The sequence below is a fragment of the Rhodococcus baikonurensis genome (genome assembly GCF_040489275.1).
Lineage (GTDB): Bacteria > Actinomycetota > Actinomycetes > Mycobacteriales > Mycobacteriaceae > Rhodococcus_F > Rhodococcus_F baikonurensis.
The window spans coordinates 587,235-611,967 of the sequence record NZ_JBEUOQ010000001.1; the positions used below are offsets into that span (position 1 = coordinate 587,235).

General features: G+C 61.4%; 24 protein-coding genes. 14 read left to right on the forward strand and 10 right to left on the reverse strand.

Annotated elements, in window-relative coordinates; genetic code table 11:
• Positions 1-44 precede the first annotated feature (44 nt).
• Together ABWI03_RS02960 and ABWI03_RS02965 are read left to right on the forward strand one after the other, a co-directional pair.
• On the forward strand, positions 45-1,256 hold the full coding sequence (locus tag ABWI03_RS02960; protein ID WP_298777000.1) for a DUF2254 family protein: 1,212 nt from the start codon (positions 45-47) through the stop codon (positions 1,254-1,256).
• 94 nt (positions 1,257-1,350) lie between these two features.
• Positions 1,351-3,183: an APC family permease gene (locus ABWI03_RS02965; RefSeq protein ID WP_298777743.1), complete on the forward strand. Its 1,833-nt coding sequence runs from the start codon at positions 1,351-1,353 to the stop codon at positions 3,181-3,183.
• A gap of 252 nt (positions 3,184-3,435) precedes the next feature.
• Here ABWI03_RS02965 and ABWI03_RS02970 read toward each other — a convergent pair whose 3' ends face one another.
• A complete protein-coding gene (locus ABWI03_RS02970; RefSeq protein WP_298776999.1) occupies positions 3,436-3,576 on the reverse strand; it encodes a hypothetical protein in 141 nt (46 codons plus the stop codon).
• 585 nt (positions 3,577-4,161) lie between these two features.
• Here ABWI03_RS02970 and ABWI03_RS02975 point away from each other — a divergent pair.
• Together ABWI03_RS02975 and ABWI03_RS02980 are read left to right on the forward strand one after the other, a co-directional pair.
• A complete protein-coding gene (locus ABWI03_RS02975) occupies positions 4,162-4,539 on the forward strand; it encodes a hypothetical protein (protein WP_298776998.1) in 378 nt (125 codons plus the stop codon).
• A 31-nt stretch (positions 4,540-4,570) separates the two neighbouring features.
• Positions 4,571-5,230 (forward strand): hypothetical protein, encoded by a 660-nt coding sequence (locus ABWI03_RS02980; protein WP_298776997.1) that lies wholly within the window; start codon positions 4,571-4,573, stop codon positions 5,228-5,230.
• Positions 5,231-6,256: 1,026 nt separating this feature from the next.
• Here the strand turns inward: ABWI03_RS02980 and ABWI03_RS02990 are convergent.
• Positions 6,257-7,906 (reverse strand): ABC-F family ATP-binding cassette domain-containing protein, encoded by a 1,650-nt coding sequence (locus ABWI03_RS02990; protein WP_298776996.1) that lies wholly within the window; start codon positions 7,904-7,906, stop codon positions 6,257-6,259.
• Positions 7,907-8,288: 382 nt separating this feature from the next.
• A complete protein-coding gene (locus ABWI03_RS02995) occupies positions 8,289-8,540 on the reverse strand; it encodes a hypothetical protein (protein WP_298776995.1) in 252 nt (83 codons plus the stop codon).
• Between the two features lie 1,555 nt (positions 8,541-10,095).
• Here ABWI03_RS02995 and ABWI03_RS03000 point away from each other — a divergent pair.
• The 3 genes from ABWI03_RS03000 (at position 10,096) to ABWI03_RS03010 (ending at position 11,205) form a co-directional block, all read left to right on the forward strand.
• Positions 10,096-10,302: a hypothetical protein gene (locus ABWI03_RS03000; RefSeq protein WP_298776993.1), complete on the forward strand. Its 207-nt coding sequence runs from the start codon at positions 10,096-10,098 to the stop codon at positions 10,300-10,302.
• A 322-nt stretch (positions 10,303-10,624) separates the two neighbouring features.
• A complete protein-coding gene (locus tag ABWI03_RS03005) occupies positions 10,625-11,041 on the forward strand; it encodes a DUF1889 family protein (protein ID WP_298776992.1) in 417 nt (138 codons plus the stop codon).
• Positions 11,042-11,067: 26 nt separating this feature from the next.
• The gene (locus tag ABWI03_RS03010; RefSeq protein WP_298776991.1) at positions 11,068-11,205 is read left to right on the forward strand and encodes a hypothetical protein; all 138 of its coding nucleotides are present in this window, start codon (positions 11,068-11,070) and stop codon (positions 11,203-11,205) included.
• Positions 11,206-11,213: 8 nt separating this feature from the next.
• Here ABWI03_RS03010 and ABWI03_RS03015 read toward each other — a convergent pair whose 3' ends face one another.
• On the reverse strand, positions 11,214-12,287 hold the full coding sequence (locus ABWI03_RS03015) for a VIT1/CCC1 transporter family protein (protein ID WP_298776990.1): 1,074 nt from the start codon (positions 12,285-12,287) through the stop codon (positions 11,214-11,216).
• 24 nt (positions 12,288-12,311) lie between these two features.
• Positions 12,312-13,157 (reverse strand): alpha/beta hydrolase, encoded by an 846-nt coding sequence (locus tag ABWI03_RS03020; RefSeq protein WP_298776989.1) that lies wholly within the window; start codon positions 13,155-13,157, stop codon positions 12,312-12,314.
• Between the two features lie 191 nt (positions 13,158-13,348).
• Here ABWI03_RS03020 and ABWI03_RS03025 point away from each other — a divergent pair, with 191 nt between their 5' ends.
• Entirely contained in the window at positions 13,349-13,990 is a 642-nt protein-coding gene (locus ABWI03_RS03025) for a DUF4232 domain-containing protein (RefSeq protein WP_298776988.1), read from the forward strand.
• A gap of 1 nt (position 13,991) precedes the next feature.
• On the opposite strand, the gene ABWI03_RS03030 is transcribed toward ABWI03_RS03025, so the two are convergent.
• Genes ABWI03_RS03030 through ABWI03_RS03040 form a run of 3 tightly spaced genes read right to left on the reverse strand, consistent with a single transcriptional unit; the run spans position 13,992 to position 16,341 of the window.
• Entirely contained in the window at positions 13,992-15,062 is a 1,071-nt protein-coding gene (locus tag ABWI03_RS03030; RefSeq protein WP_298776987.1) for an ABC-2 membrane transporter-related protein, read from the reverse strand.
• Positions 15,059-15,928: an ABC transporter ATP-binding protein gene (locus ABWI03_RS03035; RefSeq protein ID WP_095972040.1), complete on the reverse strand. Its 870-nt coding sequence runs from the start codon at positions 15,926-15,928 to the stop codon at positions 15,059-15,061. The genes ABWI03_RS03030 and ABWI03_RS03035 overlap by 4 nt, the downstream gene beginning before the upstream one ends.
• On the reverse strand, positions 15,925-16,341 hold the full coding sequence (locus tag ABWI03_RS03040) for a GntR family transcriptional regulator (RefSeq protein ID WP_007729675.1): 417 nt from the start codon (positions 16,339-16,341) through the stop codon (positions 15,925-15,927). Before ABWI03_RS03040 ends, ABWI03_RS03035 begins: the two co-directional genes overlap by 4 nt.
• 308 nt (positions 16,342-16,649) lie before the next feature.
• Here ABWI03_RS03040 and ABWI03_RS03045 point away from each other — a divergent pair, with 308 nt between their 5' ends.
• The 4 genes from ABWI03_RS03045 to ABWI03_RS03060 are packed head-to-tail and all read left to right on the forward strand — an operon-like array spanning position 16,650 to position 20,758.
• Entirely contained in the window at positions 16,650-17,609 is a 960-nt protein-coding gene (locus tag ABWI03_RS03045; protein ID WP_124569096.1) for an ABC transporter substrate-binding protein, read from the forward strand.
• Positions 17,610-17,616: 7 nt separating this feature from the next.
• On the forward strand, positions 17,617-18,651 hold the full coding sequence (locus ABWI03_RS03050; RefSeq protein ID WP_200317007.1) for a FecCD family ABC transporter permease: 1,035 nt from the start codon (positions 17,617-17,619) through the stop codon (positions 18,649-18,651).
• Positions 18,648-19,436, forward strand: coding sequence for an ABC transporter ATP-binding protein (locus ABWI03_RS03055; protein ID WP_124569094.1), 789 nt, complete (start codon positions 18,648-18,650; stop codon positions 19,434-19,436). The genes ABWI03_RS03050 and ABWI03_RS03055 overlap by 4 nt, the downstream gene beginning before the upstream one ends.
• Positions 19,436-20,758, forward strand: coding sequence for a bifunctional adenosylcobinamide kinase/adenosylcobinamide-phosphate guanylyltransferase (locus tag ABWI03_RS03060; RefSeq protein WP_298776981.1), 1,323 nt, complete (start codon positions 19,436-19,438; stop codon positions 20,756-20,758). The genes ABWI03_RS03055 and ABWI03_RS03060 overlap by 1 nt, the downstream gene beginning before the upstream one ends.
• A 2-nt stretch (positions 20,759-20,760) precedes the next feature.
• Here the strand turns inward: ABWI03_RS03060 and ABWI03_RS03065 are convergent, their stop codons facing one another.
• Together ABWI03_RS03065 and ABWI03_RS03070 are read right to left on the reverse strand one after the other, a co-directional pair.
• Positions 20,761-21,546 (reverse strand): IclR family transcriptional regulator, encoded by a 786-nt coding sequence (locus tag ABWI03_RS03065; RefSeq protein ID WP_235170429.1) that lies wholly within the window; start codon positions 21,544-21,546, stop codon positions 20,761-20,763.
• Positions 21,543-23,081 (reverse strand): APC family permease, encoded by a 1,539-nt coding sequence (locus ABWI03_RS03070; protein WP_353798692.1) that lies wholly within the window; start codon positions 23,079-23,081, stop codon positions 21,543-21,545. Before ABWI03_RS03070 ends, ABWI03_RS03065 begins: the two co-directional genes overlap by 4 nt.
• A 348-nt stretch (positions 23,082-23,429) precedes the next feature.
• On the opposite strand from ABWI03_RS03070, the gene ABWI03_RS03075 reads away from it, so the two are divergent.
• Together ABWI03_RS03075 and ABWI03_RS03080 are read left to right on the forward strand one after the other, a co-directional pair.
• Complete coding sequence (locus ABWI03_RS03075) at positions 23,430-24,020, forward strand: MauE/DoxX family redox-associated membrane protein (RefSeq protein ID WP_166812078.1); 591 nt, start codon at positions 23,430-23,432, stop codon at positions 24,018-24,020.
• Positions 24,021-24,063: 43 nt separating this feature from the next.
• Positions 24,064-24,672, forward strand: a complete 609-nt coding sequence (locus ABWI03_RS03080) for a redoxin domain-containing protein (protein WP_298776976.1) — start codon at positions 24,064-24,066, stop codon at positions 24,670-24,672.
• Positions 24,673-24,733 lie beyond the last annotated feature (61 nt).

Here is a 24,733-nt window from a genome sequence, read left to right on the forward strand (position 1 = left end):
TTCGGGTGAAGGCGCACCATTACCGCAGCGTAGAGGCTTGAAGTGTGGATCAGCCCGGACGTTTCGCTCCCACCCCGATCGGGCATGCCTTCCTCGTCCCCCGGCGCCGTGTACGTGCCGGCCTGACCCAGATCCTGTGCGTCGTCGTAGGACTGGCTGCCGGACTGGCGATGCCGTATATCCGGAGCGGCCCGATGATTCCCGCCCGTCAGGTCAGCGAGATGCTCGTTGCCCTCGGACTGGGGTTACTGGGTGTAGTCGCAGTGATCTTCTCGCTGCTGTTCCTCGTCGTCCAGTGGGCTGCGACCACCTTCACCCCTCGCCTCTTGTTGTTCCGCGACGACCCCATCGTGTGGCGGACGTTTGCCTTCGCGATAGGCCAGTCGGTTTTCGACATCACGGCAGCACTCGCCATCAGCAACGAAACGGATGTGTCCGTGGTTGTGCCCAGTCTCGCAGTGCTGGCACTCTTGGCCACGCTGACGCTGATCAGACTGCTCCAACTGCGCGCCTTCTCGGCCATCCAATTGGCTCCGGTCCTCGCCTCCATCTCGAGCCGTGGACGAGCAGTCTTCGAATCCGTATACCCCGACACCGATCGGGAGTTACCGCCTCTACCAACGCTTCCGGTGATCATGACGATCGAGTGGCATCGGCCGCCCGCCGTTCTGCAGCAGATCCTCGTCGAAGATCTACTGCACAAAGCTCGCGACTGTCACGCTCTTGTGGTCTTCCGAGTCTCGCCAGGCAGCACTCTGCGAGGCAGACTGCCGCTCGCCGACGTCTACGGCGAACCCATGCCCGCCGACGCGATCCTCGACGCCCTGGTCAGTGGGAGTGAGCGAACCTTCACGCAGGACCCCCTACTCGCGCTTCGGTTATTGGCCGACATCGCGCTCAGAGCGCTCTCACCCGCGATCAACGATCCTGCTACGGCCGTCCAGGCTCTGGACGAGATCGAGGACCTCCTCTCGCGCGTGGCCTCCGTACGAGCAGATTCGATCCGGGCCCTCGACCAGCGTGGTGAACTGCGCGTGGTGGTTCCGCTGCCCGGTTTCACGACCTTCGTGCGTACCGGACTGGACGACGTCATAGCCTCTGCATCGAACTCGCCGCTCGTTCTGGGTCGGCTTCGCGAGTTACTTTCGCACGTCGCCACTCACTCGGAGTCTCCGAACCGCGACGTTCTCGCCACGCGCGCTGGTTGGGTAAGCCAGATGTCCGACGGGTTTCGTCGACGCGAGCCGCCGTTGTGAACCCGTACAGATTTGCGGGCCATCGCGTCAAGGCATCGTCAAGATCAGTCTCAGTGCTGCGGGAAATGACGATACTGACTCGGTGAGACATGCAGTGATACTCGGACACCGTGGAGTCATATCGTCGACCACCCGCCCCGGCGGCGAACCTGAGAAGCAAAAGCTCTCCGTCGCAACCGGACTGGCGGGTCTGTCGCTCGACGCGATGGCCTCGGTGTCGTACGGTCCAGAGGCCATCGTGTTGGTGTTGGCCCTCGCCGGCGGCGCGGGGATCGGCTTCACCGTGCCGGTGACGATTGCCATCGCCGTGCTGCTTGTCGTCCTGGTGGCGTCGTATCGCCAGGTGATCGCCGCATTCCCCGAAGGTGGTGGCGCCTACGCCGTCGCGAAGAAGCATCTGAGCCCCCGCGCGAGCCTGACCGCCGCCGCCTCGTTGATCGTCGACTACACACTCAACGTCGCGGTGTCGATCGCAGCCGGTGTCGCGGCCCTGACCTCCGCCTTCCCCTCGCTTCTTCCCTACACGGTCTGGATTGCGCTGGCGATACTCGGCGGCATCACGGCACTGAATCTGCGTGGCATCGCAGATTCCGCGCGGGTATTCATGTTGCCCACCGTGATCTTTGTCGTCAGCATCTTCACGGTGATCGGCGCCGGACTGCTTCGGGAAAGCCCCGCCGCCGCAACGGCTCCCTTCGTCGCCGACAACGCACACACGATCGGCATTCTCCTTCTGCTCAAGGCATTTTCGAGTGGTTGTGCAGCATTGACCGGTGTCGAAGCCATCGCCAACGCGGTACCCAGTTTCAAAAAGCCTCGCGTGCGTAGCGCTCAGCGCGCCGAAGTTGCTCTGGGAATCCTGTTGGGCACCATGCTGATCGGCCTTGCCGTGTTGATCGAAAAGTTCTCACTGGCCCCGATCCCCGGAACAACAGTCCTGTCGCAGCTCACGTCCGCTGCCCTCGGAAATGGTGTGGGTTACTACGTCGTCCAATTCTCCACCGTCATTCTGTTGGCGTTGGCCGCGAACACCTCCTACGGCGGACTCCCCAACCTGATGCGGATCCTTGCCGACGACAACGTGCTCCCACACCGCTTCAGTCGGAAGTCGACGCGCGACGTCTTCACGTACGGCGTCTTGTCGCTCGGCGGCGTCGGCGCTCTCCTGCTCATCGGATCCGGCGGAAACATGAACACCTTGGTGCCGCTGTTCGCCATCGGTGTGTTCATCGGTTTCACGCTCGCGCAGTTCGGCATGGTGCGCCACTGGCTCGCCGAACGCACACCGGGCTGGAAGTGGCGCCTAGCGCTCAACGGTTTCGGCGCTGTGTTGACTTCGATCGCAGCAGTGGTGACCACCGCCATGAAGTTCACCGAGGGCGCCTGGCTGATCGCTCTCGCACTCCCTGCGCTCGTCCTCGGCATGGAACGCATCCGCGGCGCGTACACACATATCGGTACACGGTTAACTATTCAGAGTGACAACGATTCTCTGTCCATCGGATACAAACCAGCGGTCCTGGTACCAGTCTCCGAAATTACGTCGCTCTCCACCCGCGCCATGGCCGCGGCAACGGCGATGGCGTCACAGCCCATCGCAATTCGAGTCTGCCTGGCCCACGAATCGACGACGGACTTCACCCGCCGGTGGCAAGCCCGACACCCGAATTCGCGTTTGATCGTCATCGAGGACACCGAGAATTCTGTGGGGAACACCCTCGCTCGATACATCCGCACACACTTCCCCCACCGAGAGACCTTTGTCGTCGTCGCCACCATCGACCCGGCGACCAGATGGCACCGATTCCTCCCGAGCCAACGGACCGATGAGATCGCTCATGCACTGCGCAAACACACCGAGGCCGTGGTGTGCCAGATTCCGGTCCGGATCGATCCGGCTCACCGCGATCCCGCCCTACGCGCGTGAGCAGACGCTCAGAGCGAGGTCCCGAACAACATGCCAGTGCCACCATGACTAGCCCTTATGCCGAGATCCCGATCAACGCAATGGTCGACCGACCACCAGTCGCCTGATCGGACCGCGTGTGCTTTGACCTTCATCTCTTGCCCTTTCCCTGACGTGGCTCGGCCATTCCGAACTGGTTGCGGATCGCCTTGGCGGTCAACTCGGGAATTTCCGAGTGCCGGGCAACGACTGTTCGTCGTGATCAGAAAAGCGTCAGTACTCCCAGTTGACACACCTTGCGGTGCTGTCGTGCATCCGAGGGCAGGAGTAGTCACCGCAGCCGGGGTTCAGTCCGGCGTAGTGGCTGGTCCCGGCCTGGTGGTCTTCGCCCTGCTCGAAGTCGTAACCGTTCACTGACTTGACCTTCCCGTTTGGTGCCCGGCCCCCTCGGTAGCCCCTGACAATTTTTTCCGTTCTGACATGGAGCTCCGGATCGGCGGATTTGGGAGTGGCGCAATGCTTGGCCGCAAAGTTTTTCAGCGAAACGTCTTTGAAAAGGTTTTCGGAGCCGGAAGCCGGCGAAGCCGCCAGGGGTTGCGGGACCGCCGTCGATCAGGATCGGAAGGACAGAAAGGAAAAGGATCTTTTCACTTTTACAGAGCGGAGCGCAGCATCCTCTTGGGGGACACCGCAGCTGGCCGGGCCGCCGGGCAGGCGGATGCAGCAGGTGATCCGACCGACCGGGTTGAGTGCCTGATATTCACTCCTGCCGAACCGGAACTCGGTCGGGACAGGTTGCGATCCGCTTCTCGTGGCGCGCATCGGCGACATCGTTCCTGATCAAGATGAATAAGTGCGGAGGATTGAGCTGCATCCCCGTCGCGTGGGACGTGACCGAGGTCATCTTGTCGCAAATGTTCGGTTACCGAAATATGCGATACCGTCAGTTACACCCAAGTGGGCTGCGGCCGATGCAGCCTTCGCGTCATAGGAGGTTTCATGTCCCGTTCACGTATGGCCGTAGCTGCAGTGCTGGTTCCGACCGCTGCCGGTGCTGTCGCCCTGCTCGGGGCGGGTGCGGCTTCTGCCGCGACCCCGTATTCCGGCAACGGGTATGTCGGCGTCAATTTCGATCAGAACGAGACCCGATTCATCGCCGACACCAATGCCGGCAACCTCCTCGGCCCCATTCCGGATCGGGGGTGGCGCGTGAACCTCGGCCCTGGTTCCATCTACCAGCCCACCGGAAACGTCGTCTATGCCACCGTCGACCAGATCGTCGACGAGGCAGCTTCACACGGAGGTCGTGTCTCCATCACGCTCAGCGACCCCGCGCTCTGGAATGGCACGTACGTCACCGGTTTTCAGCGCTGGTGACCTAGCTCGATCCATAGGGGAGACCGTCGAAATGAAGCTGAAAATGGGCCAACTGGTTGCATCCGCGACACTGGCCTCCGTGCTGCTCCTTTCGGGCTGCAATGAGACGGTCTCCGGTGCTCCGGTCGCCACAACCGTTGCCCCCACGTCAACCGAGTACAAGACCACCCTGGTTCCGCTTCCTGGAGTGGATTACCAGCGCTTTGAATGGCCCGGAACCGACACCCAGGTTCTCATGCCACTCGTGGACGGTTGGCAATTCCACTCCAATTTCGATGAGGACGTCGGTGACGGAGAGGGAGTCATTCTCTACAACTCGACTGGTCTCCCTGAGGGCCGGATCACTTCCGGAACAATCGCTTTCAACTCCTGGGAGAAGAAGTACGCCAAGGACGAGGAGCAGGCCACCGTCCAGGCTTATCAGGACCTGGCTCGGCTGGACGACTTCAAGCTGATCGAGAAGAAGAAGACGAACGCCAGCGGATGGGACGCGACAGTGGGAACTGCGACCTTGACTTTCAAGGATCCTGGCGCGGACCGTAAGCCTTTCTTCATCACCTTCGCCATCTACTCTCGGATGGAAGGTGGTCAGGCGAAGTCCTTCACGATCATGGCCCAGGACGAGTACGGCGATATTCAACAGGTCCAGGACTACAAGTTGAAGTTTGTCACCACCCCGCTGTTTCAGTGACGGGACCGGGAGCTCGGAGATTCGTACATGTTCCTCGTCTAGGTAGCCGGCGCTTCGGTGATAGCGTCGGCGGTGACGAGCATGTCGATTTCGACGCTGCTGGTTCCGCCGGCATCGGTGACATACACGGTCACTCCGGCCAGCCATTGGCCGTCGTGTCTGTTTGCTGCACCAGAACCACCGGCTTGAGATGTATTGGGACTATACGTCCATTTCAATGGCGCAACGCGGTGTGGACAAGGGTGCACCAGCGGTTGGCGCCACCCCCTGACTTGGCGTCATCACGGGAATGGAGCCTGTCATTGTGGTGAGCTCGACTGGCCCCTTCCATCCGCGCCATCCTCCGCAGGACGCTACGACTTGGCTTTCGATTCGTCCGTCGTTCAACTCAGCGGTGATGCATACCGCCCGAGCCGGGTGATCACATACAGGGCATCTACCGAAGTAGTTCAAGACGTCACGCGACTCGGATGCCACAACCTTTACACGCTCGACCATGCTCCGACCATATCTTCCTAGAGCTTGCACAGGCACAACTTGTTGATGGTCTGATCTGGGCCTTTTCGTAGCACCAGTGTGACACGGTGCCTGGTGGACAGGATGTTCTCGATCGGATTCGGTCGGCCCGCTTAGTGCAGAGAATGCATTCTCGCCCAGAATTTCAAAACCCCGTCGAGGTATACGGACATGTGGAGCGCGGATGTTTTCACGCGCGCGTGCTCACGTGATCGGCGCATGATGCCCCCCGAGAGAGAGAAGGTGCGCCAGCTCGACCACCCCTGTGAGATAGGGCCAGACTGCCGTGAGAGCAAAGGTGTTCGAGCCCTGCACCGACATGATGAGGCTCGTTATGAAAACCGGTCAGCAATGACACCTCCGAGGATCGCGAACGCGAAGAGACCGAGACTCAGACCAGTCGCAACGGCTGAGAGCGCGAGCGGGCTGTCGTCGATCTGGACAGAAGTAACCGGTAGTCACGATTGTGAAGCGGCCGCAGCGTTCGCCATCGCATGAGTCGTTCCACCCTCATGCCGATACCTCGCACTCGTCGCCCGACAGCCTCAGGTTCGGCCATCCGTCCGTATCCCGCAGGATCTGTCGATCGTGAGTGGAAACCACCACGGCTGCCTCAGTAGCGCTGAGCGCCTCGGTCAACTCATCGACGAGAGCAATGGACAGGTGATTGGTCGGCTCGTCCAAGAGCAGCACGTGCGGGCGGCATGCGAGCGCAAGGGCGAGATCGAGTCGGCGTTGCTGGCCCATCGACAGCTCGCCGATCCGCTTGCTCATCTCATATGCGCGCAGGAGCCCCAACTCTGACAGCGAGACTGCAGAACTGGTCTGAATCGTCCCAACCGCCACGAGTTCGTCGACCCGTGAAGAGTAAAACTCGCCCACCCGCTGCTCTGGAGGCAGCGACGATTCCTGTTGGAGCAGTACAACCCGCGCACAGTGCGCTGTATGGGAGCGTCCTGTCGTCGGATCCACTTTGCCTGCCAGCACCGATAGGAGTGTGGATTTTCCGGAACCGTTCGGTCCCGTCACCACATGCTTGGACCGCCCGTCGACGCGCAGCGATGTCGGCACGACTAGGCGACCAGTTACGGTCACCCCGCTTGCAACCAGCAGGGAAACTCCAGACCGAGTCGGCAAGTCGGGAAACCTCAGCCTTTGAGGAGGCTGGGGAACGGGAAGGCGCTGCGATTCCAGGGCCTCGCGGCGACGGTGCACGCTTTGCACGAGGCCGGCGGCCCGAGTTGCGCGCTGATGTTTCCCTGCCCCTTTGCCTGGACGCCATCCACTGACGAGACGATTCTGCGCAGTAATGAGATCCTCACGCAGTCGTGCCGTCTCCACCTTCTGTCGCTCGTAGTCTTGCTCCCATCGCGCGCGCTCACCTTCGCGGCCCGCCCGGTAGCCCGCGTATCCGTCGCCGTACACCCGGGGGCGGCCATCCGGTGTCGGGTCGAGGTCGAAGACGTTCTGCGCGACGTCGGCCAGAAATGCGCGGTCGTGGCTGACCACAACCACCCCTCCGGCTCGGGCACGGAGCCTCTCGGTGAGGTAGTCGAGTCCTACACAGTCGAGGTGGTTGGTGGGCTCATCGAGCAGCAGGAAGTCATCGCTCACCCCGAGCAGGCATGCCAGACGCACCCGATAGCGCTGTCCGACAGAGAGTTCGGTCAGGCGACGAGAGTGGTCGGTTTCGGCGCTAAGGGCGGCGAGTGCGATGCGCACCCGCCGCTCGGCATTCCAAGCATCCAGTCTCTCCGCTTGTTCGAGCGCGGTTGCGAACCGCTCATCGTCCTTTGTCTCCCCTGAGGCAAGACCGAGAGATGCGGCATCGAGTTCCGCCAGAGCGCACAGCGAATCGGCTATCGCATCTGCTACGACCCGGCCGACGGTGCGTGTGTCGGTTGTGAGCATCTCCTGCTGCGCGAGACCAAGTGTGCCGACACGTGTAACGGTGCCGCTATCCGGTTGAAGTGTTCCGGCGAGGACGTGTAAAAGAGTTGACTTTCCGCGGCCGTTCTCGCCCACAACCGCCCAGCGCGAGGAGGACGTTACCGCGAGGTCGACCCCGCTCAGGACAGGTACGCCGCCGAATGAAACGGCGACGTCGGACACGACAAGTTGCGCATGCGAGCGCGCAGGAGTGATCGCTGAATCAGGCATTTAGATCCCTAAAAAGGGCGCGCTACAGAGACATACCGATGCTCGATCGAGCGCGCGAAAATTGACGGAGACCCACAGGGGTCAGAGGTTCACGAACGACTGCCCGGCTCGGATTGCTCGACGAGCTCGGGGAACCGAATGAAATCCGTCATTCAAAGATCAAATGCATATCGTCACGATAGCAGGAACCGGATGGACCATGCCCGGCAATAACCCACCGTCGGCACGTCGACCAATCGATCAATTCCAGCCATTGCCCACGTGGCATGCCCGCTGCGGGCTTTGGATCAGATCTCGTGAATGTGCCGGCGTCACCATCCACTCACCTGCCGTTATTGTGAACATTCTCGGATCATCCCGCGCAAGCTGTTGCGTGCCCCCATCAGTTCATTGTCGGTTTCCCGAACTTGATTGACAAGCTCCGCGACTTGGTTTGTGAGCCTGGCGTTTTATCCTGGCATCGCACATTCGCTGCTGCCAGTTCGTCGACCCACTGACGCAGAGTTTCGTTCGATTCGAATTCCAGTTGTTTGCCGAGGTTTTCGCGCAGGATCGTCTTCAAACGGTCGAGTGATGGACAGGCTTCGCTCCCCTCCTCAAATTGCTTGAGGCAATAGCCGCGCAGATCGAGCACTTGATAATCAGACGTTCGAGGGCGACCGCGAACGCTCGACTCAGATTGCGGCATCGACTGCGGGCAGTCTTCTGCAACACTGTGGAGATGACTTAGCTCAATGCACGATGGTGGAACCCAGCGAATGAGGACAACTGGGTTTCCGGAATACTCTCAGTCGGGTCCGACGAAGCGCCTTGTTAGAGCTGATAGGCACACTCGCCGACAGCGCCAGCATGCAAAAATGGCCAATAATACAGGGTGGGTTTCTCTCAAAGGAATTGCAACAAAAAGCTGCACGGTCTGGCGCCTTCGAATCTGCTGCGAAAATCTATCTAGACGCGGCGCGGGAGCATCGTTCAGTACGCTGACAACTTTCGACACAGGGTGTTGCGAGTATCAAACGGGTCATAACTCGAATTGCCAGTCAATGGCAGGGACGTTTAAGGGGTGCGATGTCGAGATTCGTGCAGTTTATCGACAGTGAAGTCGTTCAGCGTTGGGCGTCTACGATCGCCACCATCTTGTTTCCTGTGCTTGTTTTACCTTCTGCAGTCGACGCCGCAGTCGAGGACGCCTCCGCATGGAACTGGGCACTCCTCCTGATCGTGATCGGTGGATCTGTCGCCTTCCTTGCGACCGCCATTACGAAGTGGCGCAAGCACTATTCCCGACGGAAAGATGCCTGACCTCCGGCAGTCGCCGGTTCCTACTTGATTCCAGCTGTATCAAGGACCGATCGATGAACACCGACTTCGTCTAACTGTCCGATTGATCGAGACACCACTTCGGCCCTAATCACATGATCAGAGTTGAGCGGGTCAAAACAGGATCTAGTCAATACCGATCGTGTGTTCTCGCCGTACGAGATTCCACCCTGTCGTCAAAACGAGCGCCCCGACGGCAGTTCCAAAAAGGGGTCCGCCAATGAGCAGTCCAGTTATGAATCGATAAACCGAGACCTTCTCGATCTGGGTCGATTCGAGGTGGTGCGGCTGGTAGCTGAATGTGTAGATCGTGACGGGTTGGGAGGCGTACCACCACAACACGGCAGCACTTACAAGTCCGCACACTAAGCCGAAACCGGCGAAGGCCAGCACAGTAACGGTCGCCGAGCGGCGTTGCCCCTTCAAAACTTCTCTTCCATCGCCACACACGCACGCTACCCAATGAGAAACCGCACACGAACGGCGGAAGGGTTTGAGCAGAACACCGCCACCTAGTGGGCCCCACCTCACGGGATCAGCCAGGTGGCCGATGCGGTTTCACCGAGTACCCATTCTGTCAGCGGATGGAAATGTCGACGCCAACGAGTACCCTAAGCACATCTAGTGGTTACATTGATGTAATTCGTCTACATATTGTGGTCGATGCCTTCAGGTTTCCGAGATGCGCGTCTACAGCAAAGCCCCGACCGCCGGGGTAAGCCGACAGACGGGGGCTTGTGCAAGATTGGAGCCTTGTTCACTCACCGTAACGCAGTCTGCTGTGACCGTCCGTTTGGGGCGTTCCCGGAAAGAATGCGTGTCAGCTCGACTTGACTGGAGTTGCACGCTCCCAAGGAGGGAGCTTTGAAATGAGCAAAACACCTAGCAATCACGGCAAGACATGGGCAAACAATGACGACCGGCAACTGCGTAAACTCGCCGATCAAAACACTCCGACCCGAGTGATGGGTCTCAAGCTCGGACGCACGGAAGACGCTGTTCGTTCACATGCCTCCGAACTCGGCGTCAGCTTGAAGCCGACGAACCAATCTCCGTACATCAGGCAGAGTAAGTGATGTTCGAGAACGAACGCGACTATCCCTGCGCTGTCACCAACAGCAGCGCAGGTGACCCAACGGCTATCGGGCTGGCATTCCACTCGGTACGCCAACGCAAACAACCTGGCCAAAAGATCCTGCTGTGGACTTCCCAGAAGAGCAACATCAGCAACAATCGCCAGGTGAAAGCCATCTCACGCGAGCGAGATGTCGTCGTCGGAACATCTCGGGGTCGGAACTCTTCAGACTGGTCCGAGGGGCCGGCGCTAGGGATGTGGCACGACACCGAAGATATGGCCAAGGTTCCGCTCGGCCAACCGACTGCAATGTGCATGGTGCCGTGGATATCCGACCGCCTCGCCGCCTGGTACGGGCTGTCGATGCGGAAATCCTCGGCGATGGACGCGACTGGCAAACAGACACCCTCGCAGGGAATCTCGACCCTGTTGTCATTCATGCACTCAAGAGCATGACGCTCATCATCAACCACAGCAACACGATCAATGCAGGCTACGAGAAGCGTGACGTCATCAGCATCCTGCTCGCGCTGCACGACGCTGGATATGACCTTCCTGCAGAAGCGATTCAAGCCTGGGCACTCGGACACGTTTGGCGCACACAGAACGCCAACCATCTGACCGACTACTGCACCCAGATCAAACGAGGCGGCCGGCCACGGTTCAGGGGCGCCTCCGCCCTGCGCCCCGACAATGTCGCAGTCTGGCGCAATGAGCTTGTCGGAGAACAAATAACGTAACCCCCAGCGGTTGTAGATCCGGTCCTGTGAGGAACGTCGTAGGACCGGATCTCCACCTCGGCCAGAGGCTCGTGGTGGATGGCTTCGCACTGGCACACAACGCAGCGGGCAAGATCCCGGTCCGGATCGATCCGGCTCACCGCGATCCCGCCCTACGCGCGTGAGCAGACGCTCAGAGCGAGGTCCCGAACAACATGCCGAGCAGATACGTCGCGCCGGCAGCGCCGTAGCCGATCGCGAGTTGGCGTAGGGCCCGCTTGAACGGCGGCCCGCCCGACAGCAACCCGACCACAACGCCCGTCGTCAGCAACGCGATCCCCACGAGTACAGATGCGACGATCAGAGCCGTCATGCCTTCCAGGCCGAACAGATACGGCAACACCGGAATGATTGCGCCCGAGGCGAAGAAGCAGAAACTTGCCGCCGCTGCGCCCAATCCGGTTCCGACGGCTTCATGGTCGTCGACAACGTCCGCGGCGCCGAAGGTGCTGTTCGCTAGGACCTCGGCGGCGCGCTGGTCCGCTTGCTCGGCGGACATGCCGCGGGCCCGGTAGACCAGAGCCAACTCGTTGGCGTCGACGTCGAGCAGACCGACAGCTTCGCTGGCGGCGGGACCAGGATTGGACGCTTCCAACAACTCTCGCTGAGAGCGGACGGAAACGTACTCGCCGGCACCCATCGACAGGGCGCCGGCCAGAAGCCCGGCCATGCCGGTAATCAGAACGATCTGGTTGGAGACACCGCTACCACTGATGCCGAGTACGAGAGCGAGGTTGCTGACCAGGCCGTCGTTGGCCCCGAAAACGGCGGCACGAAACGTCCCCGAAAGTCTGTTCCGACCCCGAGTGGCCAAGGCCCGCACCACTTCTTCGTGGATCTTCTCGTCCGCGCCCATCGATGCGGTCGCGTCGGCGTCGTTCGGATACGGGGATCGCGTCTCCGCGCGCTGGGCAAGAGCGAGCACGAACACGGAGCCGAAGCGCCTGGCCAGAAAGCCCAGTATCCGGGTGCGGATATCGCCGCGCAGTGGTTTGCCGACGTGATCGCCGAGTAGCGCTCGCCAGTGCGCCTCGTGTCGGCCCTCCGCGTCGGCCAGTGCGAGAAGGATTTCGCGCTCCTCGCCGCTGCGCCTACCCGCGAGGTCGCGGTAGACGGCGGCCTCGGCTTGTTCGTCGGCGAGGTATCGTCTCCAGCGCTTGACATCTCGCGGGTCTGGATCGGGTCGTGCGGCCGGAACTGTGGACATCGTGTTCCCCTTCCGGTGAGGCGGTCACGCTTCGAGTACGCGGTCCATCCACGTCGTCAGATCGTTGATGACGTCGTCGCGGTTGGTCTCGTTGAAGATCTCGTGCCTGGCGCCCGGATAGGTGTAGTAGGTGACGTCTTCGATCCCCGCCGAGTTGTACCGTTCGACTGCGACGTCGGTACGGCTCAGCGCGGCGTTGAGAGGATCCGAGGTGCCGACGAAGACCAGGATCGGAAGGTCTTGTCGCACACCCTCGACGTCGACGAACCTCGGCCCCGCCGCGATAAGTCCGCCCATACCGGCGTCGTCCAGGCTGAAACCACACAGCGGATCGTTGATGTACAAATCCACCTGAGCTTCGTCACGGCTGAGCCAGTCGTGCGGAGTTCGGGCCGGTTCGAATTCCGCGTTGAACTGGGCGAGGACGTCCGGGCCGTCGTTGACGAGGCTCTCGATCAGTTGATCGACGGCGGTAGTCCCCGACAGTGCGACGGCGTCGATCAGGTGCGAATGATCGAGGATGTACTGCTGCGAAGCGAACGAACCAAGACTGTGGCTGAGCAGCACGACCGGCAGGCCGGGGTGTTTGTCGCGGATGATCCCCGTGAGGGTCACCATGTCTGCCACCAAGCGGTTCCAGCCGTCGTCGCCGATGTTGCCGGGGCCGGCGTGCATGCTCTCACCGTGGCCGCGGTGGTCCGCCGCGTAGACGAGGAAGCCGCGAGCATTCAGAGCTTCGGCAACGTGTGCGTAGCGTTTTGCATGCTCACCCATACCGTGCGCGAGTTGAACAACCCCTCGAGGTTCCTGCTCGGGGGGCCATTCGTGGACATGAATGACCACTCCGTCGTCGCTGGTGAAGGTGAACATGCGCTACTCCCGGTGGTCGCGATCCGGACAGGTCATTTCTCATGCTAGATCCGCAGCGGCAATCCATCCGGGAAGTAGGTCCTGATCACCGGCGAGCCTGATTCGTTTCTGCACATCCGGCTTCAAACTCGGATATACCGGACACGGATGTTCCGGAGACAGTTGTCGACCAGCTTGAGGAGTACAGAGCGATGAATCCCAACCGCGTGCGCAACATCGGCTTGTTGGCGGCTCCACTTGCTGCTCTCGCCCTTCTCAGCGGTTGCGGCTCGGATGAAACGGGAACAGCCGAGAGTTCACCTGCTCCTGCCACCACGACGGCTACCTCTGCGCCGACGACCCCGACCGGTACCGCTTCACCCTCGACGACCCATACCGATCACGCCCAAACCACAACCTCGACGGCACCCAATCCCGAAGGCTGCGCCATGGGGGAACTGAACGTCACCCTTGGCCAGCCGAACGGCGCCGCCGGTTCCGTGGAGCTTCCGGTTGTCTTCACCAACACGGGCGGCCGCACGTGCACGCTCGACGGTTTCCCTGGCGTCTCGTATGTCACGGGAGCGTCCGGAAGCGAAGTGGGTGCCGCCGCCGGCCGTTCCGGATCCGGTTCACTCGTCTCCCTTGCCCCTGGCTCCGCCGCAACGTCTTTGGTGCGAGCTACGAACGTCGAGAACTACCCGGCAGATCAGTGCGGCGTGACCGACGTTGCGGGACTGAAGGTTTACCCGCCCAACAGCTACGACTCGGTCTTCCTCGCCTACCCCACCAAGGGTTGCTCGATGACCGGCGCGAACATCAACCAACTGACGGTCGCACCGGTCGCCCGCTGACTCACGGCTTGAGGCGTCGTAGACCCCAGAGCGCCGGCAAGAGGAACAAGCCCGAAAGGATCAGCACGAGTGCAGCTTCCGTGAACTGGAAACGCCAGAACTGATCATCCGAGTGGTAGCGAACTTCGTAGTGGTCGACGCCGTGTTCCCGCAAACAGATCTCCATCTCCCTGTTCTGCTGCGCTGACAGCACATCCATGCGGAGGCTGTACTCGGCGCCGGTCTCCTCCGGGCGCTGGTAGTACGGGTTCTCATCGCCTGATCCACCCCACATGCACTCGTCGTATCCGATGTCGACCCAGTTACCTCGGAGATCGACATATCCCTGCGCGAGTTCCCAATTGACCGCGGGGATACTGGTATCGCTCGAATAGTAGGAACTGAATCCGGCGACGGGTGATGTTCGGACACTCGGCTCGGCGTAATCGAGTCGTGCAACCAACTGAAATCCTGCCAGGATCGCAACAACACCGACCATCGTGATCGCCATTGCGCCGATCGAACTACGCAACAGCAAAGCCAGTGCTGCTCCGAGCATGAGTGCCATGAATGTGTATGCGCCCAAGACCAGTCCGCTGGATTGAAAGAGCGGATACGACAGGTTCGATATCTCGACGAAAGTCGAGCGCCCGGAAACAAATGCATACCGGGAGTTGTCCGGGAGCGATCGAGCCCATTGCAATGCAAATCCAAGCAATGCCGAAGCCACAGAAATCGGCAGGAAGACAATCAACACCCGGGTCCAGAACCAACGAGTCCGACTGACCGATTGAGTAAGCCCCAATACGTGTGTTCCCTGTTCGACATCCCGCGAAAACACGGTGACACCGATCAACACGCCGAGGAACACCGGCAGAGCCGTCGCAACCACTGTCAACAGGGTGAGAGCAGTCTCTGCCGTGCAGATCGCGGTGATGTCGTCGAAGCAACTGAGTGGCGATCCGAAGCGTTGGGTTTGTCCGCTGCTCTTGATGATCGCACCACTCGACAAGACAATGACTGCTAGTGCCGCGATGAATCCCAACGACACAACGAGCGATGTGCGGTGATGCCGCCACGTAACCCAGATCATGCCGCCACCATCGTTTCTGCGCTCAGGTGCCCGAGCACCACGTCGTCGAGAGTTGCGTCGTCGATCACCCAGCCGGCCCGAGGGCTCGGACGGACTCCCTCCACCACATGAGAATTCGACCGCATCCCCTTGTCGGTATGAATGACCGCGCCGGCGCCGACGACATCGGCAGGGTCGCCGTCCCCGATCAATACGTAATGGGCAGCGATCAATTCATCCAACGGACCGGACAATCTCGCGTTTCCGCCGCCCAGAAGAAGGAGTCGATCCGAGACGTCTGCCAGTTCGGAAACGATGTGTGACGACAACAGAACCGTGGTGCCGTACTCGGCAACGTCTTCGAGCAGGGTGGTCGCCACGGATCGCCGCGCCACGGGATCAAGATCCGCCAAGGGCTCGTCGAGAAGCAGCAGTTGCGGCCTGCGTCCGAGTGCCAAAGCCAGTGCAACCCTGGTTCGCTGACCTGGTGACAGCGTCTTCGCCTTTGCATCGAGAGAAATCCCAGCGCGCTCCACCAGATCCAGAGCGTACTTCGCATCCCACTCGTCGTTGGTGTACGCGCCGAATCGAAGAAGTTCTGCAACAGTGAATTTGGGGTACAGCGGCTTGTGCTGAGCGAGATAGGACAGGCCTGGGCAGATGCCGTCCTGATCCGGCGTGCTACCCAGGACCGAGATCGAACCGTGGTCAGGCATCGTCAATCCGACCGCCAAGGACATCAGTGTCGACTTGCCCGCTCCGTTCACCCCCACCAGGGCAGTGATACTTCCGGTGGCCACCTCGAAAGTGCAGGCGTCGAGCACCTTCTTCTTGCCGAAGCGCTTGTCCACGTCCTGCATCGTCAGTGCCGATTCTTGCGCAGTCATGATGTCTCCCCCTGCTTTCCGGACGGATCCGATTCGATGAACGTCTTCTCGAGCTCCAAGCTCACCAACGCTTCGATGTCCGTGCGCTCGAGTCCGGCGGCGACGGCATCTGCCACCCAGCGAGCCAACTCGCGCCGTAGCGCAGAGCTTTCCGCCATACCGGGCTTGGCCAGGGACTTGACGACGAACGTGCCCAATCCAGGCCGCGGAGCAACAAGTCCGTCGCGCTCGAGTTCCTTGTAGGCCTTCAGGACTGTGTTCGGGTTGATCGCGAGCGCTCCCACGACGTCCTTGGCTGTGGGCAGCCGATCCCCGACTTGGAGATCACCGAGCCTGAGCGCCTGCTTCACCTGAAGGACCAATTGCACGTATGTGGGAATGCCGGATCGGCGGTCGATACGGAAGTCGATCATCCGAACCCTTTCACTAGTTCATTAGTGGAATAGATATTTACCCTGCCTTGACCTCTCGGGTCAAGCCCGACGACCCCTGTAAAGTGCAGATGCCCCGGTTCACCGGGGTGCCACGCTGCTCGTGTGAAGTTCGGTGAAACCCCGGCACTGTCGACGCAACTGTGAATTCGCCCGTCACTACTCGAGGCGAACGAGTCAGGTCACCGGCCTCGTGGCGACACGATGGTTCTCGGACGAAGGACCGCTCGTGGCGCTTCCCCTCGCGGCCGCGCTGCTGGCGGCCCTCGTCCACTAGCGGAGGGGTGGCTGTGAGTACTCGGCCGACACGTAGATTCAGATCCGTACTTGCAGCGCTGACGGTGAGCACCGCACTGCTTGCCGGTGCCTGCAGTAGCTCGACGTCCGACGCACCCACGACGACAGCCGCCTCGGACGGTTCGTTCCCGGTGACTGTTGTTTCCGGTCCCACGGATTCCGGCACGGACATCACCATCGAGTCACGTCCGCAGTCGATCGTGTCGCTCAGTCCCAGCGCCACGGAAACCTTGTGGGCCGTCGGCGCGGGCGACCAGGTGAAGGCCGTCGACAATCAGTCCGACTACCCGGCCGGTATCCCGGTCACCGATCTCTCGGGCTTTCAACCCAATGTCGAAGCCATCCTCGGTTACGCACCGGATCTGGTGATCGCGTCCGATGACATGAACGATCTTGTGTCCGGACTGCAGAAGGCGAAGGTGCCGACGCTCCTGTTACCGGCAGCGACCAGCATCGACGACGTCTACGCCCAAATCGAGCGCGTCGCGACGGCCACCGGCCACGAGGACAAGGGCACCGAAGTCGTCGACGCCATGCGCTCGGACATCGACGCCGCTGTCGCCAGTGTTCCTGCGCGCCAACAGCCGCTGACGTACTTCCACGAACTCGACTCCTCGCTCTACACCGTCACGAGTTCGAGCTTCGTCGGGCAGATCTACTCGCTGTTCGGAATGAAGAGCATCGCCGACGCCGCGGGGCAGGGCGACTATCCGCAGCTGTCCGCCGAATTCGTGGTGCAGGCCAATCCCGATCTCATCTTTCTCGCAGACTCCCAATGCTGCGGAGTGACAGCAGAATCCGTCGCCGCCCGACCCGGGTGGAGCGGCATGAAAGCGGTTACCGGCAACCAGATCCATGTGCTCGACGAAGACCTCTCCAGCCGGTGGGGACCTCGTGTCGCCGATCAGGTGAAGGCCGTCGCGGCCATCGTTGCCCAAGTTCCCGCGGCCTGAGCATTCGATGATCAAAGCCGGTATCTCCCATCATCGGACGGCCGTTCTGCTCGGCGCCGCGCTGATTCTGTGCGCTGCCTTGCTGATCGGTGTTCTGGTGGGGCCGGCCGGTTTGACGCCTGATCGGACAATTCTCGAACTTCTGGACGGAATACCCGGCATCAACATCGATTCCGGTCTCACCGCGACACAGCAGGCGATTCTCTGGCAGATCCGGCTTCCGCGAGTAATCCTGGGCGCCTTGGTCGGAGCCATGTTGGCCGTGGCCGGCGCCGCATACCAAGGTGTGTTCCGAAATCCCTTGGCGGATCCGTATCTCCTCGGCGTTTCGAGCGGAGCCGGACTGGGTGCGACCCTCGCCATCGTTTCGGGTGGCGCCCTGGGCATGTTCGGAATTCCCATGGCCGCCTTCGTCGGTGGTGTGCTGGCCGTGTTCGCAACATATTCGCTCGGCCGAAGCATTGGCGGGCCGCAGAACGCGGTAGTCATCATCCTCGCCGGTGTCGCTGTCGCGGCGTTCACGAATGCAGCGCAGACTTTTGTTCAGCAGCGGTTCGACGATTCACTCCGTGAGGTCTATTCCTGGCTGCTCGGCGGATTGTCCACCGACGGTTGGTCGGAAGTTCTGGTCGTCCTGCCGTACGTCGTGCTCGCATCTGTCGTCATCCTCGTACACCGGCGCGTACTCGACGTGATGGCGGTAGGTGACGTCGAAGCCTCCAGCCTCGGCGTCGATCCGGCCAGATCGCGCCTGGTACTGGTGCTCGCTGCAACACTGGGAACAGCTGCAGTAGTGAGCGCCAGTGGGCTCATCGGCTTTGTCGGAATCGTTGTTCCCCATGCGGTTCGACTGGTCGTCGGCCCGTCGCATCGGCTGCTTCTCCCCCTGTCACTCATGCTGGGTGCGGCGTTTCTCGTCCTCACCGACGTCGCCGCCCGCACGGTCATGGCGCCGGCCGAACTCCCGATCGGCGTTGTGACCGCGATGATCGGCGCCCCGTTCTTCCTTCTGGTTCTGCGCCGCAGTCGAGTTTCCGCATGACCGACACCGCAGTGCGATGCCGCGACCTCCGAATCAACCTCGGCGGCAAAGACGTCGTCGACGGCATCGATCTCGATGTGACACCCGGCGATTGGGTTGCCGTGGTCGGGCCGAACGGCGCCGGCAAGACGACCTTGATGCATGCCCTCGCTGGATTGATTCCGTCCACCGGTGAACTCACCGTCGGGGGACTCAACCCACGCAGTTCGAGCCGCAAGGCCATGTCCGCCGTCGTCGCGCTGATGCCTCAGCGTCCGGTGGTACCCGAGGGCGCCACGGTTGCCGAACTGGTTGCGCTCGGCCGTACACCGTATCTCCGACGCTTCGGAACCGAAACCGCCACAGATCGTTCGGTGATCTCCTCGGTGATCGAAAGGCTCGACCTCACCGAGTTCGCCGATCGACGAGCCACCGAACTTTCCGGCGGCGAATTGCAACGCGTGGTCCTGGCTCGGGCACTGGCTCAAGAACCGCAGGTACTGCTCCTGGACGAACCCACCAGCGCCCTCGACATCGGCCACCAGCAGCAGGTTCTCGACTTGGTGGAGGAGCTGCGAGAAGCCGACGACATCACTGTCATCGCCGCGATGCACGACCTCACCCTCGCAGGTCAATACGGGCGACGAATCGTGTTGCTGGACAAAGGCCGCGTCGTCGCCGACGGCGCGCCCTCAGCGGTATTGCAAGCCGACCTTCTCGGCCGTGTGTACGGAGCTCGGGTCGAAATCCTGGACCGGCCCAGCGGTCCCATAGTTGTTCCGATTCGGCAGGAAGGCACGCGCTGATGGAACTGGTGTTGCTCGGCACCGGTGCTGCTGACGGTTGGCCGAACCCGTTCTGTACCTGCCCTTCCTGTCTGGCGGCCTTGTCGAGTGGAACCATTCGCGGGCACACTGCCGCTCTGGTGGACAACCGAATCCTGTTGGACTGTGGTCCGGAAGTACCTAGAGCGGCGTCACGCTACGGACGCACATTGGCAGGCGTGGAACACATTCTGCTGACGCACTCTCATCCCGACCATCTGGGCCCGATGGCATTGCTGTTCCGGTCCTGGGCCTCTCGCACCGAACCACTACAGGTTCTCGGGCCACCGGACGCGCTCGATCTCTGCCGAGACTGGGTAGGCCCCGCCGATCCGGTGACCTTCACGCCGCTCGAGCCCGGTCAGTCGATCATGTTGGGCACCTATCGTGTTCGCACACTCGAAGCCGCGCACGAAGTACCCACCCTTCTCTACGACATCACCGACGCATCCGGGACCCGAGTCTTCTGGGCCACCGACACCGGACCTCTGCCCGAATCCACTGTCGACGCCCTCGCCGACGCCTGTTTCGACGCCGTCTTTCTCGAAGAGACCTTCGGCTACAAAACTGACCACGGCACCGGGCACCACGATCTGCCGACTTTCGCGAGAACCGTGTCACAGCTACGCAATTGCACCGCGATCACCGACAGAACCGATGTGGTTGCCGTACACCTCGGGCACCACAACCCAGCCGAAAACGAACTCGCGGAGGCACTTCGCGTGTCCGGGGCGCGAGCGGTTCCGGATGGAACTGCACTCGAGATCGGGGTAGGACAGAGCCGGCGAACTCTGGTCACCGGTGGCGCCCGTTCGGGCAAGTCCACTTACGCAGAGGCCTTGCTTGCCGGCTACCGGCACGTCACGTACATCGCCACCGGGGATCCGCAGGACGACGATCCCGACTGGATCGAACGAATTGCGTCGCATCGCGCGCGGCGGCCGTCGACGTGGACGACGGTGGAGACCTCCGAGGTGTCCGAGATTCTTCTAGGCGCGACAACACCGATCCTGATCGACTGCCTCGGCACGTGGTTGACCGCACGTCTGGACCGACATCAGGCGTGGGCGACGGGAGATCTCAGCGCCGTCCACGCGGACATCGACCACTTGGTCGATGCCTGGGTCGCCTCTCCGGTACCGATTGTCGCCGTGACCAACGAAGTGGGTAGCGGCGTCGTCCCGGACACGAAGTCCGGGAGGCTGTTCCGTGATCTACTCGGTCTGCTGAACAGCCGCATCGCCGGTGCGTCGGAGTCCGTGGTTCTGATGACCGCCGGACTCCCCCAGCACCTGCGCGGGTGACGTCAGAGCAATCCGGTGAGCTGACGCGCACAATCAAGTAGGAACCCGACCAACTCTCGATCCCCCTCCGTCACTCGCCCGCTCGCTCCCTGAACACACAATCCGCCGGCCACCTGGTCTGCGTGATCGCGAACCGGCACTGCCACCGCGGATCGACCCAGGCGACATTCCTGGTTCTCGAATGCATAACCCTGCAGACGAACCGATCTCAGCTGTTCAGACAAAGCATCGAAATCACCGATGGTGAACTCCGTGACCCGACGAAGTTCCAAACCCGACAGCAACTGCTCGTCGTGCGCCAACAGAACCTTCCCCAGCGCATTCGCGTGAAGGTTCTTCGGCAGTGCGGCTATTCCGATGATCTCGTGGTCCGGATCCTTGTCGACGAACCGCAAGCGCCCACCGGCGAATGACGCAACGTGCAATCCGAACCTCGTGTGTGTCCGCATGTCCTCGACGCGCTCGTGCAGCGTCGGCGCCGGACCACTCGACGACGCCGCATGCGAGAGCTCGGCAGTTCGACGCCCCAACGCGAACCCCGACAGGTCTGGCACTCGCACGAGGAAGCCCTCCGCCACCAACAGATTGAGCATGCGATACGCCGTGGCCGAAGGGACGCCTGCAAAAGTGGCGATCTCCTTCGCGGTTGTTCCCGGTCCCAGATGAGCCACCGCCTCGAGCATCCCCAGCGCCTTCTGAACTGCACGCGGTTGTTGCCCACTGAAGTGGGTCTCTTCGCCGATCCGCTTGTCTGATCGTGGACCAGCGGTTGCACGGTCCGCGGTCACCGCCCATGCTCCGGCGAGTTACCCTCGGCGGTCCCACGATCCGGCACGAGTCGCCTTCGCCCGTCACCGTCTATCAGCAGAGTGCCAGCACCGGGCAACAGGTCCGCCGTCTCGACGCTGTCGAAAGCGCCGAGCATCAGAAGGCTTTCAGGTCTGGCTCGTCGAAGCAACGAACTCCACACTGTCCCCGACACAGCAACAGCAAGAGCAGCGATCGGCAGTGCCCACATCCCGTGAACCGCACCGTCGAGAACGATGTAGACCAGTAGACCGGCACCGGCGACGCTCACCGACACCGTGCATATCCGGGTCAGCGAAGTATGTTCCCCGATTCGGCGCAAGAACTTCCACGAAGCAAAGGCCACCAGCGTGTAAGCGCAGACCAACGCGGTCTCCACCACGCCGTCGAAGGATCCCGAATCGTCGCGAACCGTATCCGAATAGATGAATACTCCAATCGCGCTTGCCGCGACGAACGTCAGTACCGCAACGTACGGGGTGCGGAACCGTCTGTGCACGCGAGCGAGCGGCGCAGGCAGCACCCGTTCGATCCCCATCGAGTACAACAACCGCGAACCCGCCTGCGCACAACCGAGAGTGGATGCGAACCAGGAACACGTCATTCCGATCTTGACTGCCAGAACCACCTCCGCGCTGGCCCCGGATGCCGTTCCCTCGAAGTACGCTCCGACGATCGTTGCGCCGTGGCCGGTCATCGCCGCCCAGGCCGCAAAAACGAAGAGGACCCCGCAGATGATCGGCGAAATGAGGACCGTGCGTGTGACGCTGATGAGTGGTCGCTTCGCTTCCGGGCCGAAGAAGGCCGAACTTTCGAAGCCCGCCATGCTGAGTACCGTCAGCATCGCGAGAAACGGAACTGCACTCAGCGACGGATTCGGCAGGGCAACAGCAGTTGTCGTGTCACTGTGCGTCGCCAGCATGACCACGACGATCAGAATCAGCGAGCACGCCTCGACAACGAGGATCGCTCGAGTGGCGAACCGAACGCCTCGCACTGCAATCCACGCGACGGCCAGGGCAATCGCCACCGTCGTGATCACCGTCGCCGCAGTCCCCCGCACGTCAGGTCCGACAATGGCGATGGTATCGAGCAGACTCGGAACTGCCTGGGAGAAAACCGAAACCGAGATTCCGAGATACCCGAGCACCAGTGCAGCGCCCGCTGTCAGTGTCGCCCGGATACCGGAGCCTTGGAAGACGAAGCTGTACAACGATCCTGCTGCGGCCAGTCTCCGTGTGAACTGAGTGATGCAGAACGCAACGAGAAAAACAGCCGAAGTTGTCGCAGCAATCGCAGCCAACCCGACGTAACCGGGACTGTAAGTGATCATCCACAAGGCGATGAACACCATTCCCGTTGCGGGTGCGATCGTGGAGAGTGACTGCCCCAACAGATCGATCGGGGTCAGACGTCCCCGTCCGAGACCACGGAGCGGGGAGAACACGGGCTCACTGTGTTGATCCGCATTCTGCGCTCGCGTGATCGCTGCACGCAGTGCCGCACTCACGGCCATGTCTCACCGTCCGTCGCGTCCAGGCCCGAACCTACGAGCGAATTGTCAGAATTCGGTCAAGTTAGTCCGCTTATGTTTCCGCGCAGTTTCGACGATGGCGCGCACAGAACTTTCAAGTGGGAATCCGACTCTGTTTCCCACCCCGCGTCATGCCGGATCAACGGCGGCCGACGATACCCTGCCCCGCCGGCAGCGGCTTCACCTGCGAGTTCTCCGATTCTCACACGACAACTGCTCTCTCAGTTGCACCTCGTCCAGGCGTAGCGCGGTCGACGCGGATTCGCAGCATCGCCCGTACAGGATGTGTCCCACACACCACCGGCACTACCTGAGAGGAACGGAGGAAGCATGGGCTTGGTCAGCGCCACCACTTCGGCGATCATCGGATTTGTTCTCCTGCTCGCCGGCATTCCCAAGCTGAACGAGCACGACGGGGTCCTTCGTTCAGTGCGCGGATACAAAGTGTTGCCGGTACGACTCGAAGCGCCGATCGCTCGCATCCTTCCCGTCGCGGAAACCGTCGTAGGCATCCTTCTGGTTCTCGGCGTTGCCCATCGCCTCGCTGCCTTGGCTGCTGCCGTCATGTTCGCGTCGTTCTTCACGGGCCTCACGATCAACCTCCTGCGTGGGCGACGCGATCTGGACTGCGGTTGTTTTGCATTCGGAGTCGGCGAGATTCCGCGAATCGGATGGTTCCACGCCGTTCGTGCCGGAACACTCGCGGTGATCGCTGTGGCAGTGGCGGCCACCGCCGGACAGGCTGAGATCGGCGTCCAGGTCGTGGCGGCGACCTTCGGATTCCTCCTCGTTCTGGCTGGAGTTGCTCTCGCACAGATTCGTTCGGTGGTCCATCTGGGGCGACGCCCTGTCGACGATTACCTGTCGAGCGCCTCCATCCGACTCCGCACCGCCGAAACCACATCCCGGTACGGCTCGTGAACCACACCCACCGCACCGAAAACTCGAAGGCAGGACTTCCACGATGACCACTTTCCTTCTCGTCGCGACCGTGATCCTGGTGATCGCCGTAGCCGTTCTCTTCCTGATGGTTCTTGCTCTGGCTCGTGAAATCGGCCGCGTCCAAGTACGTCTCGGACCTCTTGGCGCCCGGATGATGGATACCGGCCCCAAGGTCGAACAGGTCGGCCCGTCGTTTGCCGGTCTGATCGACCAGGAAGGACGAACCGTCGGAGTCGGTGGTCACCGCGACAAGCCCCAACTCCTGCTGTTCACAGCACCGAGTTGCTCGACGTGCAAGAGCCTTCTTCCCGGCGTAAGGGCAATGGCCCGAGCCGAATCGGATCTCGACGTCATCATCATCTCCGACGGAACACCCGAGGAGCATCGCGAGTTCCTGGCCGGCAGCGGGATCGGTTCCGAGCTCAGTTACATCGACGCTCGCGACGTCGGTATCGCGTACCAGGTGGGCACCACTCCGTACGGCGTGATTCTCGACGAGCACGGCAAGATCCGAGGGAAGGGCCTGTGCAATCACATGGCTCAGGTGGAAAGCCTGCTCAATGCGCTCGAATCCGGCACCCCCTCACTCCAGCACCTTCATGCCCAGGCGAAATCCGGCAGCGCGGCCTGATCTTCCTGCACAGTTCGATCCTCTTCACGAATCAGGAGAAAATCGTTGGACGACAATGAAT

Coding starts and splice junctions, on each gene's coding strand:
- ABWI03_RS02975 (WP_298776998.1), top strand. CDS start 4,162: ATGTCCCGTTCACGTATGGCCGTAGCTGCAGTGCTGGTTCCGACCGCT.
- ABWI03_RS02980 (WP_298776997.1), top strand. CDS start 4,571: ATGAAGCTGAAAATGGGCCAACTGGTTGCATCCGCGACACTGGCCTCC.
- ABWI03_RS02990 (WP_298776996.1), bottom strand. CDS start 7,906: ATGCCTGATTCAGCGATCACTCCTGCGCGCTCGCATGCGCAACTTGTC.
- ABWI03_RS03000 (WP_298776993.1), top strand. CDS start 10,096: ATGAGCAAAACACCTAGCAATCACGGCAAGACATGGGCAAACAATGAC.
- ABWI03_RS03015 (WP_298776990.1), bottom strand. CDS start 12,287: ATGTCCACAGTTCCGGCCGCACGACCCGATCCAGACCCGCGAGATGTC.
- ABWI03_RS03020 (WP_298776989.1), bottom strand. CDS start 13,157: ATGTTCACCTTCACCAGCGACGACGGAGTGGTCATTCATGTCCACGAA.
- ABWI03_RS03025 (WP_298776988.1), top strand. CDS start 13,349: ATGAATCCCAACCGCGTGCGCAACATCGGCTTGTTGGCGGCTCCACTT.
- ABWI03_RS03030 (WP_298776987.1), bottom strand. CDS start 15,062: ATGATCTGGGTTACGTGGCGGCATCACCGCACATCGCTCGTTGTGTCG.
- ABWI03_RS03035 (WP_095972040.1), bottom strand. CDS start 15,928: ATGACTGCGCAAGAATCGGCACTGACGATGCAGGACGTGGACAAGCGC.
- ABWI03_RS03040 (WP_007729675.1), bottom strand. CDS start 16,341: ATGATCGACTTCCGTATCGACCGCCGATCCGGCATTCCCACATACGTG.
- ABWI03_RS03050 (WP_200317007.1), top strand. CDS start 17,617: ATGATCAAAGCCGGTATCTCCCATCATCGGACGGCCGTTCTGCTCGGC.
- ABWI03_RS03055 (WP_124569094.1), top strand. CDS start 18,648: ATGACCGACACCGCAGTGCGATGCCGCGACCTCCGAATCAACCTCGGC.
- ABWI03_RS03060 (WP_298776981.1), top strand. CDS start 19,436: ATGGAACTGGTGTTGCTCGGCACCGGTGCTGCTGACGGTTGGCCGAAC.
- ABWI03_RS03070 (WP_353798692.1), bottom strand. CDS start 23,081: ATGGCCGTGAGTGCGGCACTGCGTGCAGCGATCACGCGAGCGCAGAAT.
- ABWI03_RS03075 (WP_166812078.1), top strand. CDS start 23,430: ATGGGCTTGGTCAGCGCCACCACTTCGGCGATCATCGGATTTGTTCTC.
- ABWI03_RS03080 (WP_298776976.1), top strand. CDS start 24,064: ATGACCACTTTCCTTCTCGTCGCGACCGTGATCCTGGTGATCGCCGTA.